Origin of the sequence: Rathayibacter sp. Leaf299 (assembly GCF_001423055.1) — a bacterium.
Classification (GTDB): domain Bacteria; phylum Actinomycetota; class Actinomycetes; order Actinomycetales; family Microbacteriaceae; genus Rathayibacter; species Rathayibacter caricis.
In genome coordinates, this window is sequence record NZ_LMNT01000003.1 from 561,096 (window position 1) to 578,895 (window position 17,800).

A 17,800-nucleotide genomic window follows, 5' to 3' on the forward strand; every position below is an offset into this window, starting at 1 on the left:
GGCCAGGATGGGGGAATGACCTCCCCCGTCCTCGTCGAGATCGACGACTCCGGCACCGCCGTCCTGCGCGATCCCTCGAGCGGACTCGTCGCGGTCGACGAGCCCGGCTACCTGCGCGGCGACGGCGTCTTCGAGACCCTCGCCGTCATTCGGGGCCGCCCGCACGGTCTCGACGAGCACCTGAGCCGACTGGAGGCGTCCGCGGCGGCCGTGGACCTCGCCCTGCCGCCCCGGGCGGCCTGGACAGCGGCGGTGGCGCTCGCGGTCGCCGAGCACGACGCCGTCGACGATCTGTCGGTGCGCCTGGTCGCGAGCCACCGCGCCTCCGCCGCCCGCTGCACAGTGCGCGCCGAGCCCACCGCCGACGCGAGCGCCCTCCGGCGCGACGGGGTCGCCGTCGTCGTGCTCGACCGCGGCTACCCGAGCGGCGCGCAGGAGTCGGCTCCGTGGCTCCTCGGCGGCGTCAAGTCGACCTCGGGCGCGGTGACCCGGGCCGCCCTGCGCGAGGCGCACCGCCGCGGAGCCGACGACGTCGTCTGGCGCACGAGCGACGGGCTGCTCCTGGAGGGAGCGACGTCGAGTCTGGTGCTGCTCACCGGAGGTGCGCTGCTGACGCCCTCTGCGGGCTCCGGCATCCTCGACGGCACGACGGTCGCCCGGATCCTGGCGATCGGTGCCGGTCGAGAACTCGAGACCGCGCGACGGGAGCTGCCCGCCGCTGCCCTCGGCGCTGCCGACTCCGCGTGGCTCGTCTCGAGCACCCGCCGCGCCGTGCCGATCCGCTCGGTCGACGGAGTCGGGCTGCGCCTGGACCGCGAGCTCACGGACGCGTTCGAGCAGGGCCTGCTCGCCGACTGAGCTCAGGCCGCCGCCGCGAGCACGAGCGCGGTCCGGGGGCCGACTCCGACCGCCTCCGCGTCCCGCAGGTCCTCGAGGGTGTCGACGTCGAGTCGCAGGGTCGACCCGACGGGGACGTCGAGGACGCGGCAGCCCGCCGCCCGGTGACGGGCGAGGGATCCGGGTCCGAAGGCCGGGTCGACGCGCTCCGTCGTCCCGACCAGGAGCGCCGTGGTGCCGGTTCCCGCGCGGTCCGCGACGACGGCGGGCAGCGGTGCGGCCGCCGCGAGCACCTCGTCGAGCGCCGCGGGATCGAGCGCCGGCAGGTCGCCGGTCAGGGCGACGACGGACGCGGAGGGATCCAGGAGGAGGGCTGCCTCGATCCCGGCCGTCACCGCCGGGTTCAGCGCGCCGGGATCGGGCACGACGACGAGCCCGGGGGTCTCGTGCCGGGCGAGCGAGGCGGCGGCCTCGTCCGAGGTCACGAGCACGATCGTCCCGACGCGCTCCGCGGCGGTGACTGCCGCGAGCGTGTCGAGCAGGAACGCCTCCGCGAGCGCCGCCCTCCCCTCGAGCTCGAGGCGGGTCTTGGACGTGCCGCGGCCCTTGAAGACCACGACGGCACTCCAGCGGCCGGTCACTCCGGAGCCGCCCCGAGCTCCGCGCGAGCCGCCGCCCGGCCCTCGGCGTACGCCTCGTCGGCTCCGAGGCGGAACATGTCCTCCGGCCCGGTCCGGGTGAGACTCCGCGCGCCCGGCGCCTCCAGCCCGGTCACGTAGCGCCCGAGCCCCCGCACGACCGCCACCGGGCGCCCGCTCGACTTGCCCTTCACGAGGTCGCCGAGCGCGGCGATCTCGTCCGCGACGGCGGGCATCGTGACACCGAGGGTGCGGCCGAGCGCGTCGACGGCGCCGCGCAGATCGTCGATCACGTGCAGTCCCGCCGCGCCGATCGCGGCGTCGGTCTGCCCGACCCGCCACGCGCGGCCGAGGGTGTCGCTGACGACGACCCCCACCTCGACTCCGAGGCGCTCGCGGAGGCCCCCGCACAGAGCCCGCGCCGAGGCGTCGGGATCGACGGGGAGCAGCAGCACGGTGCCCTCGGCGACGTTGCTGGCGTCGACGCCGGCGGCGGCCTGCACGATGCCCAGCCGGTTCTCGACGATGCGGGTGATCCCGTGCGCGTGAGCGCGGGTGGCGACGACGCGCACGGTCTCGGCGGTGATCGCCTCCTCGCGGTCCTCGGCGGCGACGACGCGACCCTCGGCCTTCGAGACGATCTTGCTCGTGACGACGAGCACGTCTCCGCCCCGCGGGCGGTCCTCCTCGGCGGCGCCGGCGACGGCCGCGAGGATCAGCTCGAGCAGGTCGTCACCGGGCGAGACCTCGGGGATCCCGTCGAGGGCCCAGGCCTGGACGCGTGTCGCACTCATCGCTCCATTCTCCCCCGCCCCGAGCGCTCGCCCGACGCGGCGCTCAGGCCGAGAGGTACGCCGCGACCGCAGGAGGCACGTACGGGGAGACGTCGCCGCCGAGCGAGGACACCTGCCGGACGAGGGAGGAGGAGACGTGCGCGTGCGCCGGGTCGGGCAGGAGGAAGACGGTCTCGACGTGCGCGAGGTTGCGGTTCACGATCGCCATCGGCGTCTCGTAGGCGACGTCGACCTGCGAGCGGATTCCCTTCACCAGGATGCTCGCGCCGACGTCGACGCAGTAGTCGACCAGCAGCCCCATGCTCCACGACGCGACGACGATCGAGCCCTCGATCCCCGCCTCCCTGATCGACTGCTCGATCAGGGCGACGCGCTGGGCGATGGGCAGCAGCGCGGTCTTCGACGGGTTGTGGACGACGACCACGTGCAGCTCGTCGACCAGCCGGGCGGCGCGCTCGATGACGTCGAGGTGGCCGAGGGTGACGGGGTCGAACGAGCCGGGGACGACGGCGATGCGGGCCATGCCGACAGCGTACCGGCCGACTCCGGCGCCCTCCCGGGAGCGGATGCCACCCGTCCGGGGTCAGCTCTTCGCGAGGAACTCGCGGTCGCGGTCCTGCACGCGGCGCTCGAGCGCGGCGCGGAGCCGGTCGTGCGCCGAGAGCGAGGGGTCCTCCTCGAGCAGCCGCTCGGCGAGGGCACGGGCCTCGACGATCAGGTGCGCGTCCTGCACGACGCGCAGCAGGCGGAGGGAGGAGCGGCCGCCGGACTGCGAGTCGCCCAGCACGTCGCCCTCCCGCCGCAGCTCGAGGTCGACCTCGGCGAGCTCGAAGCCGTCGAGCGTCGCGGCGACGGCCTCGACCCGCTCGCGGGCCGTAGTGCCCGCCTCCGCCGCCGTGACGAAGAGGCACACCCCCGGTACGCCGCCGCGCCCGATGCGCCCCCGCAGCTGGTGCAGCTGCGAGACGCCGAAGCGCTCGGCGTCCAGCACGATCATCATCGACGCGTTGGGCACGTCGACCCCCACCTCGATCACGGTCGTCGAGACGAGGACGTCGATCTCGCCCGCGGCGAAGGAGCGCATGACCGCGTCCTTCTCCTCCGCGCTCATCCGTCCGTGCAGGGCGGCCGAGCGGCGGTGCTTGAGGAGGGCGTGCGACCGCACGCCCTCGAGCGTCTGCGCGACCGTCGACAGCGGGGTGGCCGCCTCCTCCGGAGCCGTCGCCGCGGCGCCCTCCGCGACCTCGCCGGGCTCGATGGCCGGGCAGACGAGGTACACCTGGTGGCCCTGCCGGATCTCCTCCTCGGCGCGCTCCCACGCCCGGGCGATGAGGCCCGGCTTGTCGGTGAGCGGCACGACGTGGCTCGTGATGCCCGGGCGCCCCGCCGGCAGCTCGCGGATCGTGGACGTGTCGAGATCGCCGAACACCGTCATCGCGACCGTGCGCGGGATGGGCGTGGCCGTGAGCACGAGCACGTGCGGCGGCTGCGCCCCCTTGCGCCGCAGAGCGTCGCGCTGGTCCACTCCGAAGCGGTGCTGCTCGTCGATCACGACCAGCGCCAGATCGTAGAACGAGACCTTGTCGCCCAGCAGCGCGTGGGTGCCGACGACGATCTTCGCCGTGCCCGAGACGATCCGCAGGAGCGCCGCGCGCCGCTCCGCCGCTCCGAGACCGCCCGTCAGGAGGGTCGGCACGAGCGCGGTGGACAGCTCGGGCCCGAGCGTCCGCACGATCGAGCGCAGGTGCTGCCCGGCGAGCACCTCGGTCGGCGCGAGCAGCGCGGCCTGCCCGCCGCTCTCGGCGGCCGCGAGCATCGCCCGCAGCGCCACGAGGGTCTTCCCCGAGCCCACCTCGCCCTGCACGAGTCGCGACATCGGGCTCTCGCCCGCGAGGTCGGCGGCGATCTCGGCGCCGACCGAGCGCTGGTCGCCCGTGAGCGAGAACGGCAGCGCCGCGTCGAAGCGCTCGAGCCAGCCTTCCGGCCCGGGCACGCGAGGGGTGGCGGGGGTCGCCCTCGCGGCGGCCCGGCGCTCGAGGAGCGCGAGCTGCAGGAGGAACGCCTCGTGGAACCGCAGCGTCTCGCGCGCCCGCCTCTCCTCGCCCTCGCGCGCGGGACGGTGGATCAGCTCGAGCACCTCGCCGAGCGGCATCAGCGAGCGACTCGCGCGCACCGACTCCGGCATCGGATCGGGCACGTCGCGCAGACCGTCGAGGATCACGCCGATCGCGGCCTGCAGCTGCCAGCTCGAGATCGCGCTCGTCGCCGGGTAGATCGGGATCGGGCGCTCGGCCCAGTCCTTCGCCAGCGCCGACCCCTTGTCGGCCTCGGCGGTCGCGGCCTCCTCGTCCTCGAAGAGCCGGTAGTCGGGATGCGTGAGCTGCACCGTCTCGCGGAACATCGAGACCGTCCCCGCGAAGATCCCCCGCACGCCGCGGCGGAGCTTCGCCGCCCGCCACGGCTGCCCGAAGAACGTCAGCGACAGCGTGCCCGTGCCGTCCGAGATGACGACCTCCAGGAGCGAGCCGCGGCGGTTGCGCAACGGCCGCTCCCGCACCTCGCGCACCTCCGCCACGATCGTGACGCTCTCGCCGACCGGGAGCCGCGAGAGCTCCGTGAGCTCGCCGCGCTGCGCGTAGCGGCGCGGGTAGTGGCCGAGCAGCTCGCCGACGGTGCGGTACCCGAACGCCTTCTCGACCGCGGTGGCCGTGCGCGGGCCGATCACCGGCGCGAGGGAGGCGTCGAGGGGGTCCGGGATCACCCGTCGATCATAGGTCGGAGCTCGGACGTCCGACGTGGGAGAAGGCGCCGAGCGCGGAGCGCGGGAGCACCGCGGCGAACGCGCGGCGCGGAGTGCCCGCCGCGATCCGCAGCGCCCGCACCACCCGCGCGCCGGCGGCCCAGCCCGCCGCCTCCGCTGCGGGCACGGGGGCGTAGCGCGCCCGCTCGACCGTGTCGCGGAGGAGCGACAGGTCGTTCCGCGCGGCCGCGTCCTCGCCGAGGGCGTCGCGCAGCAGCGCCTCCTGCGCACGCGGGGAGTCGGTCTCCTCGACCGGCACGCCGAGATCCCTGGCGCTCGCCAGCACCTCCGCCCAGGCGGCCTCCGCCGACCCGGTCGCGGCTGCACGCCGCCGGAGCGAGCGCTGAACGAGGCGGAGGAGCCACGGGACCAGCAGGAGGAGCAGCAGGAGCACCCACGCGGTGACGACGGGCGCCGTCGCCGCCGTCGAGGAGCCGACCGCACCGGGGGTCGCCGTGGCGGAGGACGCGGTCGGCGTCGGGGTCGCCTCCGCCTCCTCGGACTGCTCGGGAGCGGCACCGGCCGACGCCCCGGGCGTCGCGCCGGCCGAGGACGTCGCGCTGGGCAGCGTGTACGACGCCGGAGCGCCCCGGCTCGGGGTGGGCTCGAAGGGCAGCCAGCCGACGCCCTCGAAGAACAGCTCGGGCCAGGCGTGCAGATCGGACGAGAGCAGGCGGTAGTCCGTCAGGTCGCTGCCCGAGGAGGGCACCACGGATCCCGGCTGGTAGCCGATCGCCAGGCGGGACGGGATCCCGAGCTCGCGCGCCATGACCGCCATCGCCGAGGCGAAGTGCACGCAGTAGCCCTCGCGCACCTCGAGGAACGCCTCGAGGACGCCCACGCCGTCGCCGTCGTAGCCCTCCTCGGCCGGGGTGTCCTCGGAGTAGGTGAACTCGGAGGAGCGGAAGAACGACTGCAGCGCGCGCGCCCGGTCGTACGCGTTCCCCGCCTCGGCCGTGACGTCGGCCGCGGTGGTGCCCACCACGTCGGGCACGTCGGCCGGGAGAGCCAGGTAGCGCTCGAGAGCGTCGCCCGACGCCGGTGCGGCGAGCAGCTGCTGCGGGTCGGGCGCGAGGCGCAGCGCCTCGACCCGGTACTCGTCGCCGGCCCGGGTGGTCGCGTCGCCGCGGATCGAGCCGTCCTGCACGTCCTGCAGCCAGCCGTCCCCGACGCCCTCGAGGGAGGAGACCGGGTAGGGCACGGGCAGCCACTGGCTGCGGAGGGTCTCGACCTCGACCTCGACCTGCTCGGTCTCGCGCGGCACGCTCTCGGCGAGGCCCTCGGGAGCGATCGGCTCCTCGACCGGGGCCGTCGCCTCCGTGCCGCTCGGCGCCCAGTTCTCGCCGTCGAAGTCCGAGACCGTGAGCACGCGGAGGTACACGGGCAGATCGGAGTCGGTGGAGTAGCGCAGCACCGTCACCGGGTTGGGCCGGCGCAGGTCGTCGCCCAGCGCCACGACGGGATCGATCGACCCGTTGAACAGGGTGCCCGAGACCCCGGAGGAGGACGGCGTGCGGACGTAGCCGGATGCGGAGCCCGCGAGCAGCCCCGCGGAGACGACGACCACGCCGACGACCGCGACCGACGGCAGGGCGGAGGCGGCGGACAGTCGGCGGGCGGGAGCCCGGCGCTCGGGACGCGATCCCGCGGCGAGCACCCCCGCGTAGGCCAGCGCGGTCAGCACGAGACTCGGCCAGGACACCTCGGAGGGGTCGATGATCGCCGGCACCGCGAGCAGCGCGAGGAGGAACAGCCCGGTCAGCGCGGGCAGCCGCACCGAGAAGGCGAAGAGGTCGGCGGCCCAGGCGAGGACGACGACGCCGCCCACCAGGAGGAACGCGATGCCGCTGTCGGCGGTGGCGGGCAGGCCCTGCTGGGCGATCGAGGTGAATCCGGCCTGGGCGAGGGTCTGCGCGTCGGCGATCGCCGCCGGGGTCGGCAGCAGGAAGAACAGTGCGCGCGCCGGCACGAACATCGCGGTGAGGACGACGACCGCCGTGAGCGTGCCGAGCACGGGCGGCACGACGGGGTGCGCGCGGAGAGCCCGCGCACCCGCGGGCACCGCGAGCACGACTCCGACGGCGAGGGTCAGCTGGACGAGCCAGCCGATGCCCTCGAGCAGTCGGCCCGTGCCCGACGCCGCCGAGACGAGGGCGAGCCAGAGCAGGAGCGAGAGCAGAGCGGAGCCGGCCCGCGGGTCGCGATCGGTGCGCCGGCTCATGCGATCGCCCTCAGCGCGAGGGCCTCGGACCAGGCCTCCTCGATGCTCGTGCGCGCGGTCGTGGCGACCGGGTACCAGCCCAGCGACGAGAGCGCGGCCTCCTCCTCCGCGGTCCCCTCGACGAGGAACGCGATGGCGGGCCGGGCGTGCGAGGCGAGCGACGAGAGCGCGTCCAGGTCCTCCTCGCGGAGGCGGGTGAGCACGGCGAAGACCGGACGCACTCCCCCGGCCTCGCGCATCTCGCCGGCGATCCGCGCGGCGGCGTCGGCCGACTCCTCGGACGGCACGAGCTCCGCGAGCCGGAGCAGGACGTCGTGCGCGACCTCGCGCTCGTCCTCCGAGTGCTGCACGTCGGGCCCCGCGCCGGTCTCGACGAGGTGGGTCTCGAATCCGCGGTCGAGCAGGTGGACGGCCAGCGAGGCGGTCATCGAGACCGCCCACTCGAGTCGGTCGCCGTCGCCGCGCGCTCGACGGCCGTCACCGGCGGGCCGGTCCAGGACGCGGCTCGCCCGCGACTCGAGCAGGATCCACGCGTGCGGATCGGTGTTCTGCTCGTCCTGGCGCACCATCAGCTCGCCGGAGCGCGCGCTCGCGCGCCAGTGGACCCGGCGCATGGCGTCGCCGGGCCGGTAGTCGCGCGGGATGACGTCGTCGGTGCCCGATCCCGCTGTCGCGTGCGCGACCGGGCTCGATCCGCCGGCGCCGAACGCGTCGAGCACGTCGCTCTCGAGCGGCACCGCGCGCGGAGTGACGACGAACGGCTGCGCCGAGCCGACGATGCTCTCGCGCAGAGCCAGCCCGAGGGCCTCGCTGCGCACGATCCGCAGCGGCCCGAGGCGGTGGATCCCGCGTCGTCCCGCGGGCAGGCGGTACCGGGCGCGGACGCGGCTCGACCGCTGTCCTGCACGCGCCACGGGAGGCAGTCCGAACCCGCCGCTCGCGACGGAGCGGCCGGAGTCGTCGCCGCGGTCCCTCCGCGTCAGCCGGTCCTCGGCGCGGGCCGAGCGCAGCGGCCCGCCGCGGTTCTCGAGCACCACGTCGACGTCCACGACGTCGCCGACCGCCACGACGCGCGGCTCGAAGCGCCGCTGCACCTGCACGACCGGCGTCGAGACCGCGAGCGACACGACGGCCCCGAAGGGCAGTCCGAGGAGCACGAGCCCCAGGAACAGCAGCTCGCGGAAGTCCATCAGAGGCGCGGCCACGATCGCCGCCGTGCCGAGCACGACGAAGGCCCAGCCGCGCAGCGTGAGCGCGACCCCGCCCAGCGCGGGGAGGGAGCCGATGCGCGGAGAGGGCCCGTCGAGGCCGCGGCGCTCAGTCGCCACGGCCGCTGAAGGGCACGGGCGTCGACGCCAGAATGCGCTGCACGATCTCGGTCACCGAGTGCGAGGCGCCCGATCCGGAGCGTCCCGGCAGACGGGTCGCAGGGAGCAGGCGGTGGCCGAGGACGGGCACCGCGAGCGCGTCGATGTCGTCCGGCACGACGAAGTCGCGGTCGTTGATCGCTGCGAGCGACTTCGCCGCGGCGATGAGCTGCAGCGTCGCGCGGGGGCTCCCGCCCAGACGCAGCTCCGGATCGATGCGCGTCGCCTGCATGATCGCGACGACGTACTCCTGCACGGGGGGCGCGACGTAGACCGACTGCACGTAGTCGATCATCCGCTCGAGCTCGTCGCGCGTGACGACGGGCCGCAGAGCGTCGAGCGGGCTGGCCGCGTCTCGGGTGCGGATCATCTCGAGCTCGGCGCGCTCGTCGGGGTAGCCGAGCGAGAGCCGGGCCATGAAGCGGTCGCGCTGCGCCTCGGGGAGGCTGTAGGTCCCCTCCATCTCGACGGGGTTCTGCGTCGCCACGACCGCGAAGGGGCGAGGGAGGAGGTGCGTGATGCCGTCGACCGACACCTGGCGCTCCTCCATGCACTCGAGCAGGGCCGACTGCGTCTTGGGCGAGGCGCGGTTGATCTCGTCGCCGATGAGGATGTTCGCGAAGACCGGGCCGGGCTTGAACTCGAAGTCCCGGGTCGCCTGGTTGTACACCGAGACGCCGGTGACGTCGGAGGGCAGCAGGTCCGGGGTGAACTGGATGCGGGCGACGCTGCCGCCGACCGAGGCGGCGAGGGACTTCGCGAGGACGGTCTTGCCGGTGCCCGGCACGTCCTCCATCAGCAGATGGCCGCCGGCGAGGAAGACGGTCAGCGCCATCGAGACCTCAGCGTCCTTGCCGTCGATCACGCTGGTCAGATTGCGGAGGATCGCACCGCAGTGGGCGGTGAACTCCTCGCGGGACATCGGCGCCCGAGCCCCGCTCGGGCCCGCGGGGCCGCCGACAGGGGCGAGGGTGTCATCCAGGGACGTCATGATCATCGATTCTCTCAGTCTCGAACCGGTAACGGGCGGTCGGATCGGGCGGTCTCCCAGCTGCGGGCGCCCCCGTATCCTCGGACGGTGACCAGGATCATCTCCGGCTACGCCGGGTCGCTCACCCTCAAGGTCCCGCGCGCCGGCACCCGTCCCACCAGCGATCGTGTCCGCGAGGCCGTCTTCTCGGCACTCGAGGCGCGCGACGCCCTCGACGAGGCGACGGTCCTCGACCTCTACGCCGGATCCGGAGCACTCGGGCTCGAGGCCGCCAGCCGCGGAGCCGCCTACGTGGTGCTCGTGGAGCGCGATCCCTCCGCCGCCCGGACGATCGATGCGAACGCCCGGGCCGTCGTCTCGGCGGCTGCGGCCGGACGGCTGCCGCGCCCGCGGATCGAGGTGGTCACCTCGTCCGTCCGCTCGTTCCTCGACCGCGCCGCAGGACTGCTCGCCGACACGGTGCTCCTGGACCCGCCCTACGACGTCACCGAGGAGGAGCTCGCGGCCGATCTGGCGGGCGTGCTGCCGCTGCTGCACGAGCACGCCGTCGTGGTCGTCGAGCGGAGCTCCCGCAGCCCGGAGCCGACGTGGCCCGCCGGACTCGAGCGCGAGCGCCGCAAGGACTACGGGGACACCACGATCTGGTGGGCCTCCCGCTCCGAGGCCGACTAGCGGGTCACCCCGCGGCGCCGTCCCAGCCGAGGTAGGGGTCCCATCCGCCGCGGTCCTCGAGAGCCGCTCCGCCGAGCCGGACCTCGGGAGCGCCCTCGCGGACCCGCCCGAGCACGGTGAAGCCGACGGGGAGCGCGACGCCCTCCGGGAAGCAGGCGAGCATCGCGTGGTCCTCGCCGCCGCCCAGCACGAGCGAGCGGGCCAGCGAGGCGTCGATGCCGTCGACATCGGTCAGTGCAGCGGCGTGCGCGTCGACCGCCGCCGGATCGAGGTCGAGGACCACTCCGCTCGCACGCGCCATCCGCCGCGCGTCGAGGACGACGCCGTCGGAGACGTCCATCATCGCGGTGGCGGAGCCGCCGGCGGCGATCCCCGCCGCGATCGGCGAGGTCGGCCGCAGCTGTGCGTCGAGGACCGCCGGCAGCCGCTCCCGGAGCCGCGCCGCGAGTCGCGAGGACGGCACGCCGTCCTCCTGCGCCCGCTCGAAGAGCAGCCGCAGTCCGAGGCCCGCCGCGCCCAGGTTCCCCGCCACGGCCAGCACGTCACCCGGACGGGCTCCGCTCCGCAGCACGGGCGCCCGGTCGTCGAGCGAGCCGAACGCGGTGATCGAGAGGGTGAGGGTCGCCGAGGCCGAGAGGTCTCCCCCGACCACCCCGCAGCCCGGAGCCATCGCCGCGCACCCCGCGGCCAGACCGTCGGCGATCCCCTCCAGCACGTCGACGCCGAGCTCCTGCGGCGCGGCGATCGCGACCACCAGCGCCGTCGGGCGGGCGCCCATCGCCGCGACGTCCGAGAGGTTGGACGCCGCCGCCTTCCAGCCGAGGTCGAACGGAGTGGACCACGCGAGCCGGAAGTCCGGGCCGTGCACCATCATGTCCGTGGTGACGACGAAGCGGCCGTCGGGAGCACGCACCACGGCGCAGTCGTCGCCGGGCCCGACCAGCGTCTCGGCACCCGCGGATCCGGCGGACAGCCGGGCGAGCACCCGAGCCAGGACCTCGCGCTCGCTCAGCTCGGCCAGCGACGGGGCGGCCGGCGGGGAGGCGGCGTCGGCCGCGGTGGAGCTCTGATCCGGTGCCATGGTTGACACGCTAGCCTGGCTCGCGATGTCCCCCCGCCGCCTCGCCTGCCCCCTCGCCGCCCTGTCCGCCGTGCTCCTGCTCAGCGGCTGCTCCGCCCCGGTCGCGCTCGAACCGGCCGCGGACGCGACGAGCGCCGAGTGCGCCGAGGTCTCGGTCCGACTGCCGGATGTCGTGGCGGGCCAGCCCGAGCGCGAGACGAACGCGCAGGGCACCGGCGCCTGGGGCACCCCGGCCGCGGTCATCCTGCACTGCGGAGTCGAGGTGCCCGGCCCCACGACCGACCTCTGCGTCTCGGTCAGCGGGGTCGACTGGATCATCGACGAGTCGCAGGCGGCCGACGACGTGTACACGCTGACGACGTACGGGCGCGATCCGGCCGTCGAGATCACCGTCGACCAGAGCCGCGCCTCCGGCACCTCGGCCGTCGTCGACCTGGCCGAGTCGGTGTCCTACCTGCCGAAGGTCGGCGAGTGCACGAACGTGTCCGAGACCGACACCCTCGACACGACCGGGACGCCCGAGGGCTGAGCTCAGCGGCCGAGCGCCGTCCGCACCATCCGCAGTGCCTCGTCCGGAGCGACGCCGAGCGCGCGCATCCGCTCGGCGAACGCGACCGCCGCGAGCTGCGCCTCGTGGCCCACACCCTCCGCTCCGCGCGCGACGACGGTGCCGGAGCGACCGCGCGTCTCGACGACACCGGCCGCCTCGAGCTCCTTGTAGGCGCGCGCGACCGTCCCCGCGGCGATGCCCAGCGTCTCTGCCAGGGCGCGCACCGGCGGGAGCCGCGTGCCGACGATCAGCGCGCCGTCGGCCACCTGCGCGGTGATCTGCTCCCGGATCTGCTCGAAGGGAGCGGTCGGTCCCGCCTCGAGGCGCAGCCCCAGGGCCGGATCCGTCACGCCACCGCGACCGGGCGGCGCTCGAGGGCCAGCTCGATCAGCTCCGTGATGAGGTCGGGGTACTCGACGCCGCTCGCCCCCCACATCCGCGGGAACATCGAGATCGGCGTGAATCCGGGCATCGTGTTGATCTCGTTCACCACGAAGCCGTCGGCGGTGAGGAAGAAGTCGACGCGGGCCAGTCCTTCTGCCCCGATCGCCTCGAACCCGCGCACCGCCAGCTCGCGCATCTCGGCGAGCTCGTCGGCGCTGAGGTCGGCGGGGCAGACCAGGTCGATGCCTGCCGCCCCGAGGTACTTGGCCTCGAAGTCGTAGAAGCCGCGGCCCGAGATCACGATCTCGCCGGCGACGGAGGAGCGCGGCAGCTCCCCGCGACGACCGCCGAGCACGCCGATCTCGACCTCGCGGCCCACGATCGCCGATTCGACGAGCACGCGGGAGTCGTGCGAGAACGCCTCGTCGAGAGCCGCAGCGAGGTCCGCGCGGTCGTCGACCCGACTCACTCCGACGCTGGAGCCGGCTCGCGCCGGCTTCACGAAAGCGGGCAACCCGAGCTCGTCGAGCGCCGCCTCGGCGTCGCCGGGGGCCGCGCGCCACTCCGCCTCGGTCACCGTGTACCAGGGCGCGACCTCGATGCCGGCCGCGCGCAGCACCGTCTTGGTGAAGTGCTTGTCCATGCCGAGCGCCGAGGCGAGCACGCCCGAGCCGACGTAGGGCAGGCCCACGAGCTCGAGGAGCCCCTGGATCGTGCCGTCCTCGCCCCACGGCCCGTGCAGGATCGGGAACACGACGTCGACGTCCCCGAGCGACTCGGTCGAGCCGTCGGCCCGCGTGACGCTCAGCTCGCGCGAGAGCACCGACTCCGGCCAGCGCACGCGGCTGCCGTCGTCGTGCACGCGGGGCAGGGCCGCCGCGTCGAGCGCGAACTTCTCGGGACGGTCCTCCTCGAGCACGAACGCGCCGTCGACGGTGATCCCGACCGGGATCACCTCGAAGCGGTCACGGTCGATCGCCCTCAGGACCCCTGCCGCCGTGGCGCAGCTGATCGAGTGCTCGCTGGAGCGCCCCCCGAACAGAACGGCGACGCGGAGCTTGCTGGTCATCGAGGTTCCTCTCACCCTGTGGCTCGTCCGAATCCGTGGTCAGGTGCGGCGCGATGTCCTTCGGGTCGAGCGTACCGGCGAGCACCTGCGACACCTGCTGGACGATGGGCATGTCGACTCCGCGCGCACGGGCGAGCTCCAGGACGGGGGCCACGGACGCGAGTCCCTCCGCCGTCTGCTGCATCGACTTCACCACGTCGGTGAAGCTGTAGCCCTGCCCGAGCAGCCGCCCGGCGGTGTTGTTGCGCGAGAGCGACGAGCTCGAGGTGGCGATGAGGTCGCCCAGCCCCGCGAGACCGGACATCGTCTCCGGCCGGCCCCCGTAGGCGACCGCGAAGTCGGTCATCTCGGCGAGGCCGCGCGTGATGATCGACGCCTTCGTGTTCTCGCCGTAGCCGACCCCGTCGACGATGCCGATGGCCACCGCGATCAGGTTCTTCAGCACGCCGCCGAACTCGGTGCCGATCACGTCGGTGTTCACGTAGGAGCGGAAGTAGCGGTTGGTGGCGGCGAGGGCCACCTCCTGAGCGGTGACGAGGCTCTCGGAGGCGATGACGGCGGCCGTCGGCTGCTCCTTCGCGATCTCGAGGGCGAGGTTGGGCCCGGAGGCGACCGCGATGCGGCTCGGATCGATCGGCAGCATCTGCGCGATCACCTCGCTCATCCGCAGTCCCGTGCTCTTCTCCACGCCCTTCATCAGGCTGATGAGCACCGTGCGCTCGGTGAGGAACGGAGTGATCGCCTCGAGGTTGCCGCGCAGCGACTGCGACGGGATCGAGAGGTAGACGTGGTCGGCGCCCTCGAGCGCCTCCTCGATGCGCGGTGTCGCGCGGATGTTGCGCGGCAGGTTGATGCCGGGCAGGTAGTCGCTGTTGCGCTTGGCCTCGGTGATCTCGCGGGCGAGCTCGCTCCGGCGCGCCCACATCACGACGTCCGATCCTCCGTCCGCCAGGATCTTGGCGAACGTGGTCCCCCAGCTCCCCGCTCCCAGAACCGCGACACGGCGCGGGACCGGGATCGGAGCGGATCTCCTACTGCTCGGACTCAAAGCGTCCCGTCCCCTTCTGGTTGTGCTCGGACGGGTTCCACCGGGTGGCCGGCGCGGTCTCGCCGCGCAGCTCCTCGAGCAGTGCGGTGATCGCGGCCATGACGACCGCCGACGCCTCGTTCAGCGTGACGGCGTCGAGGCTGCGCCCGCGGAACGCCGACAGGTCGACGGGATCGCCGATCAGGATGTCGACGCGCTTGCGCCGGAAGAGCGTGAGCTTCTTGGAGTAGCGGCCCATCAGCTGCTGCGTGCCCCAGTGCGCCGCGGGGATCACGGGCAGGTCGTACTGCAGCGCCATGCGCACCGCCCCGGTCTTGCCGCGCATCGGCCAGAGCTCGGGGTCACGGGTGAGCGAGCCCTCGGGGTAGATGATCACCGAGCGCTGCTCGTCGACGAGCGCCTTCGCCGCCTTGAGCGGCTCGTTCCCGCGGACGGTCCCGGCGCGCTCGACCGGGATCTGCCCCGACGCGCGCAGGAGCGCCCCGAGGACGGGGACCTTGAACAGCGACGCCTTCGCGAGGAACCGCGGCGCGCGCCCCAGCTTCCAGAGCGTCCACCCGGTGATGATCGGGTCGATCTCGCTGTAGTGATTCGGCGCGAAGACGAAGGCGCCGGTGCTCGGGACCTTGTGGCCGTCGCGGACGCGGAGGTCGACGGAGGCGGTCATCGCGGGGATCACCGCGGCCGCGAGGAACCAGAAGACGGACGGACGGCTGCGTTCAGACACCCGCCCATCCTGCCATCGACCCTCGTCGACGCGGCCCGCCCACGCCCGCCGCGCCCGGGCCGGTGCTCCGTTCCGCGGGGCTGTAGCGTTCGATCGTGCCCGAGCGACCGCTGAATCCGAGTGCCTCCGGCACTGTGAGGGCGGCGGGCCGGGTCCTGCGCGAGAGCCTCCCGGCGCTCGCCTTCCTCGGCCCTCTGCTTCTGTGGGCGGTGCTCTCCGCCATCGGAGTCGACAGCGGGTCTCGCGACGCCGTGCTGGAGCAGATCCTGAGCACGACCCCGATCGTCGCCGGCGCGATCGTCCTCGTCCTCGTGCTCGGCCTGGTCGCGACGGTGATCGTCCGGCACGTGGCGGGCCCGCTCGTGCTCGTGCGCGCCGAAGCCTCCGGCGGAGTCGCCGCCGTCGGGACGCGTCGCCTGCACCGACTGCTGCGCTGGCTGGACCCGGACGCTCCGTCACCGCTCCTGCGCACGTTCGTCGTCGTCCGCCCGGAGCCGGACCACCTGGTGATCGCCACCGGCGAGCACGAGTCGCGCATCCCGTGGTCGCGCACTCGAGGAGTGGAACGCCACGGCTCGGTCCTCGTGCTCGGCGTCACGAGGGGAGCCCGTGCCCGCCTCCTGACGCTCCGTCTCGTCGAGGGACCCGGGCTGCTGGGACTGCGGCGAGCTCCTGAGGAGACGGCTGACCGGCTGCACGCCCGACTGCAGCAGCGGATCCCCGCTGTCGGTCGGCCGAAGTCCCGCGCAGTCTGGGGCTCGCGTCGCGGCTGACGCTCCCGCTACCGAGCGTCGCGGTAGCGCCACATCGTCAGCGTCCCGAACACCGCGACGAGCCCCGTCGCCCACACGAGCGTCAGCACGAGCTCCGCACCCGGGTCCGCTCCCGCCATCAGCGCCCGCACGGCGGTGACCAGGTGCGAGACCGGATTGACCTCGACGAAGGACTGCAGCCAGCCCGGCATCGTGGCGGGGTCGACGAAGATGTTGCTGCCGAAGGTGATCGGCGTGATCACGAGCATGCTCACGCCCATCACGGAGCCGGAGGTGCGCAGCACCAGGCTGAGGAACGTCCAGATCCAGCCGAGCGCGAACGCGAAGACGAGCAGCAGGAGCACTCCGAGCACGACGCCGACCACTCCTCCGCCCGGTCGGAAGCCCAGCAGGAGGCCGAGGCAGACGGTGATCACCGCCGAGATGGTGAAACGCACCGCGTCGCCGAGCAGCATGCCGACGAGCGCGGAGGGACGCCAGATCGGCAGCGACCGGAAGCGGTCGAAGACCCCGCGATCCAGATCGGTCCGCAGCGTCGTGCCCGTGTACATCGTGATCATGATCACGCCCTGCACCAGGATCCCGGGCAGCAGGAACTGGATGTAGTCGACCGTGCTCCCGGCCAGCGCCCCGCCGAAGAGGAAGGTGAAGAGCAGCGTGAACATGATCGGGAACACCGTCACGTCGAACAGCTGCTCCGGCACGTGCTTGATCTTCAGCAGCGCGCGCCAGCCGAACGTGAGGGACGTCGAGAGGGGCCCCGGCGGAGTCGGCCGCTCGCCCTGCACGAGGACGGCGAGGAGAGCCTCGCGATCCGGTGCGGTCTCGCGGGCGGTGTCGAGACTCATGCGGCCTCCTCCGTGCTCGTGGTCTGCGGCCTGCCGGTCAGCGCGAGGAACACCTCGTCGAGGGAGGGCTGGCCGAGCGAGAACTGGGCGAGCTCGATGCCGGCGCCCTCCAGCGCGGTCAGGGCACGGGTGACGTCACGGGCGGAGCCGTCCACGCGCGCCGCGAGGGCTGCCGGATCGGCCTCCTCCCGCACCTCGACTCCGAGCACCGCCTCGAGGAGCCGCCGCGCCTCGCCCCGGGACGCGGGATCGAGCACGCGGACGTGCAGCGACCCGGATCCGACCGACGCCTTCAGCTCCCCCGGCGTGCCCTCGGCGATCACCCGGCCGGTGTCGATGACGCTGATGCGGTCGGCGAGCCGGTCGGCCTCGTCGAGGTACTGGGTCGTCAGGAGCACCGTCGTGCCGCTCGCCACCATCGCGCGGACGATGTCCCACACCTCGTTGCGGCTGCGCGGGTCCAGCCCGGTCGTCGGCTCGTCGAGGAACAGCAGCTCCGGAGTGACCACGATGCTCGCCGCGATGTCGATCCGGCGCCGCATCCCGCCCGAGAACTTCTTCACCTGCCGGTCGGCCGCCTCGCCCAGGTGGAACGCGTCGAGCAGGTCGTCGGCCCGTCGCGACGCGCGCGAGCCGGTGTAGCCGAAGAGCCGCCCGATCAGCCGGAGGTTCTCGCGGCCGGTGAGGTCCTCGTCGACCGACGCGAACTGGCCCGTGAGGCTGACCTTCCGCCGCACCTCCTTCGCCTCGGTGACGACGTCGTGCCCCAGCACCAGTGCGCGTCCGGCGTCCGGCCGCAGGAGTGTCGCGAGGACGCGGATGGTCGTCGTCTTGCCGGCACCGTTCGGGCCGAGGAAGCCGTGCACCCCGCCGCGCGGGATCTCGAGATCGACGCCGTCGATCGCTCGGGTCGTGCCGAACGTCTTGACCAGCCCTTCAGTGGAGACGGCCGGATCGTCCATGGTCGCTCCTCGTCCGCGGCGGCTCCGGCGGACCCCTC

General features: G+C 73.9%; 18 protein-coding genes. 4 read left to right on the plus strand and 14 right to left on the minus strand.

What is annotated here, in order from left to right:
• The first annotated feature begins 15 nt into the window (after nucleotides 1-15).
• Nucleotides 16-858 (plus strand): aminotransferase class IV, encoded by an 843-nt coding sequence (locus ASF48_RS14260; RefSeq protein WP_055792987.1) that lies wholly within the window; start codon nucleotides 16-18, stop codon nucleotides 856-858.
• A 2-nt stretch (nucleotides 859-860) separates the two neighbouring features.
• On the opposite strand, the gene cofC is transcribed toward ASF48_RS14260, so the two are convergent.
• Genes cofC through ASF48_RS14295 form a run of 7 tightly spaced genes read right to left on the minus strand, consistent with a single transcriptional unit; the run spans nucleotide 861 to nucleotide 9,579 of the window.
• Entirely contained in the window at nucleotides 861-1,478 is a 618-nt protein-coding gene (gene cofC / locus ASF48_RS14265; RefSeq protein ID WP_055792990.1) for a 2-phospho-L-lactate guanylyltransferase, read from the minus strand.
• On the minus strand, nucleotides 1,475-2,269 hold the full coding sequence (locus ASF48_RS14270) for a coenzyme F420-0:L-glutamate ligase (protein ID WP_055792994.1): 795 nt from the start codon (nucleotides 2,267-2,269) through the stop codon (nucleotides 1,475-1,477). The genes cofC and ASF48_RS14270 overlap by 4 nt, the downstream gene beginning before the upstream one ends.
• Before the next feature lie 43 nt (nucleotides 2,270-2,312).
• A complete protein-coding gene (coaD, locus tag ASF48_RS14275) occupies nucleotides 2,313-2,792 on the minus strand; it encodes a pantetheine-phosphate adenylyltransferase (RefSeq protein ID WP_055792997.1) in 480 nt (159 codons plus the stop codon).
• A 60-nt stretch (nucleotides 2,793-2,852) separates the two neighbouring features.
• The gene (locus tag ASF48_RS14280; protein ID WP_055793000.1) at nucleotides 2,853-5,030 is read right to left on the minus strand and encodes an ATP-dependent DNA helicase RecG; all 2,178 of its coding nucleotides are present in this window, start codon (nucleotides 5,028-5,030) and stop codon (nucleotides 2,853-2,855) included.
• A 7-nt stretch (nucleotides 5,031-5,037) separates the two neighbouring features.
• The gene (locus ASF48_RS14285) at nucleotides 5,038-7,290 is read right to left on the minus strand and encodes a DUF3488 and transglutaminase-like domain-containing protein (protein WP_055793003.1); all 2,253 of its coding nucleotides are present in this window, start codon (nucleotides 7,288-7,290) and stop codon (nucleotides 5,038-5,040) included.
• Nucleotides 7,287-8,618 (minus strand): DUF58 domain-containing protein, encoded by a 1,332-nt coding sequence (locus ASF48_RS14290; RefSeq protein ID WP_055793004.1) that lies wholly within the window; start codon nucleotides 8,616-8,618, stop codon nucleotides 7,287-7,289. Before ASF48_RS14290 ends, ASF48_RS14285 begins: the two co-directional genes overlap by 4 nt.
• Nucleotides 8,608-9,579, minus strand: coding sequence for an AAA family ATPase (locus tag ASF48_RS14295; RefSeq protein ID WP_055793230.1), 972 nt, complete (start codon nucleotides 9,577-9,579; stop codon nucleotides 8,608-8,610). The genes ASF48_RS14290 and ASF48_RS14295 overlap by 11 nt, the downstream gene beginning before the upstream one ends.
• A gap of 156 nt (nucleotides 9,580-9,735) precedes the next feature.
• Here ASF48_RS14295 and rsmD point away from each other — a divergent pair, with 156 nt between their 5' ends.
• On the plus strand, nucleotides 9,736-10,320 hold the full coding sequence (gene rsmD / locus ASF48_RS14300; protein ID WP_055793007.1) for a 16S rRNA (guanine(966)-N(2))-methyltransferase RsmD: 585 nt from the start codon (nucleotides 9,736-9,738) through the stop codon (nucleotides 10,318-10,320).
• A gap of 4 nt (nucleotides 10,321-10,324) precedes the next feature.
• Here the strand turns inward: rsmD and thiL are convergent, their stop codons facing one another.
• A complete protein-coding gene (gene thiL / locus ASF48_RS14305) occupies nucleotides 10,325-11,401 on the minus strand; it encodes a thiamine-phosphate kinase (RefSeq protein WP_055793010.1) in 1,077 nt (358 codons plus the stop codon).
• Between thiL and ASF48_RS14310 the strand changes: the two genes are divergently transcribed.
• Nucleotides 11,400-11,930, plus strand: coding sequence for a DUF3515 domain-containing protein (locus ASF48_RS14310; RefSeq protein WP_230671289.1), 531 nt, complete (start codon nucleotides 11,400-11,402; stop codon nucleotides 11,928-11,930). The genes thiL and ASF48_RS14310 overlap by 2 nt on opposite strands.
• A gap of 2 nt (nucleotides 11,931-11,932) precedes the next feature.
• Here ASF48_RS14310 and ASF48_RS14315 read toward each other — a convergent pair whose 3' ends face one another.
• From ASF48_RS14315 to ASF48_RS14330, 4 genes are read right to left on the minus strand one after another with little or no spacing between them, the layout of a single operon-like run.
• The gene (locus ASF48_RS14315; protein WP_200931015.1) at nucleotides 11,933-12,301 is read right to left on the minus strand and encodes a GntR family transcriptional regulator; all 369 of its coding nucleotides are present in this window, start codon (nucleotides 12,299-12,301) and stop codon (nucleotides 11,933-11,935) included.
• Nucleotides 12,298-13,404: a D-alanine--D-alanine ligase family protein gene (locus ASF48_RS14320; RefSeq protein ID WP_055793013.1), complete on the minus strand. Its 1,107-nt coding sequence runs from the start codon at nucleotides 13,402-13,404 to the stop codon at nucleotides 12,298-12,300. The genes ASF48_RS14315 and ASF48_RS14320 overlap by 4 nt, the downstream gene beginning before the upstream one ends.
• Nucleotides 13,301-14,452: an NAD(P)H-dependent glycerol-3-phosphate dehydrogenase gene (locus ASF48_RS14325; RefSeq protein WP_055793017.1), complete on the minus strand. Its 1,152-nt coding sequence runs from the start codon at nucleotides 14,450-14,452 to the stop codon at nucleotides 13,301-13,303. The genes ASF48_RS14320 and ASF48_RS14325 overlap by 104 nt, the downstream gene beginning before the upstream one ends.
• Nucleotides 14,436-15,119 carry a lysophospholipid acyltransferase family protein gene (locus tag ASF48_RS14330; protein WP_082481546.1) on the minus strand — a complete coding sequence of 228 codons (684 nt, stop codon included), beginning with the start codon at nucleotides 15,117-15,119 and terminating at the stop codon, nucleotides 14,436-14,438. Before ASF48_RS14330 ends, ASF48_RS14325 begins: the two co-directional genes overlap by 17 nt.
• Before the next feature lie 155 nt (nucleotides 15,120-15,274).
• Between ASF48_RS14330 and ASF48_RS14335 the strand changes: the two genes are divergently transcribed.
• The gene (locus ASF48_RS14335) at nucleotides 15,275-15,952 is read left to right on the plus strand and encodes a hypothetical protein (RefSeq protein ID WP_157603172.1); all 678 of its coding nucleotides are present in this window, start codon (nucleotides 15,275-15,277) and stop codon (nucleotides 15,950-15,952) included.
• A gap of 8 nt (nucleotides 15,953-15,960) precedes the next feature.
• Here ASF48_RS14335 and ASF48_RS14340 read toward each other — a convergent pair whose 3' ends face one another.
• Nucleotides 15,961-16,800, minus strand: a complete 840-nt coding sequence (locus ASF48_RS14340) for an ABC transporter permease (RefSeq protein ID WP_055793025.1) — start codon at nucleotides 16,798-16,800, stop codon at nucleotides 15,961-15,963.
• The gene (locus tag ASF48_RS14345; protein WP_055793028.1) at nucleotides 16,797-17,762 is read right to left on the minus strand and encodes an ATP-binding cassette domain-containing protein; all 966 of its coding nucleotides are present in this window, start codon (nucleotides 17,760-17,762) and stop codon (nucleotides 16,797-16,799) included. The genes ASF48_RS14340 and ASF48_RS14345 overlap by 4 nt, the downstream gene beginning before the upstream one ends.
• Between the last annotated feature and the right edge of the window lie 38 nt (nucleotides 17,763-17,800).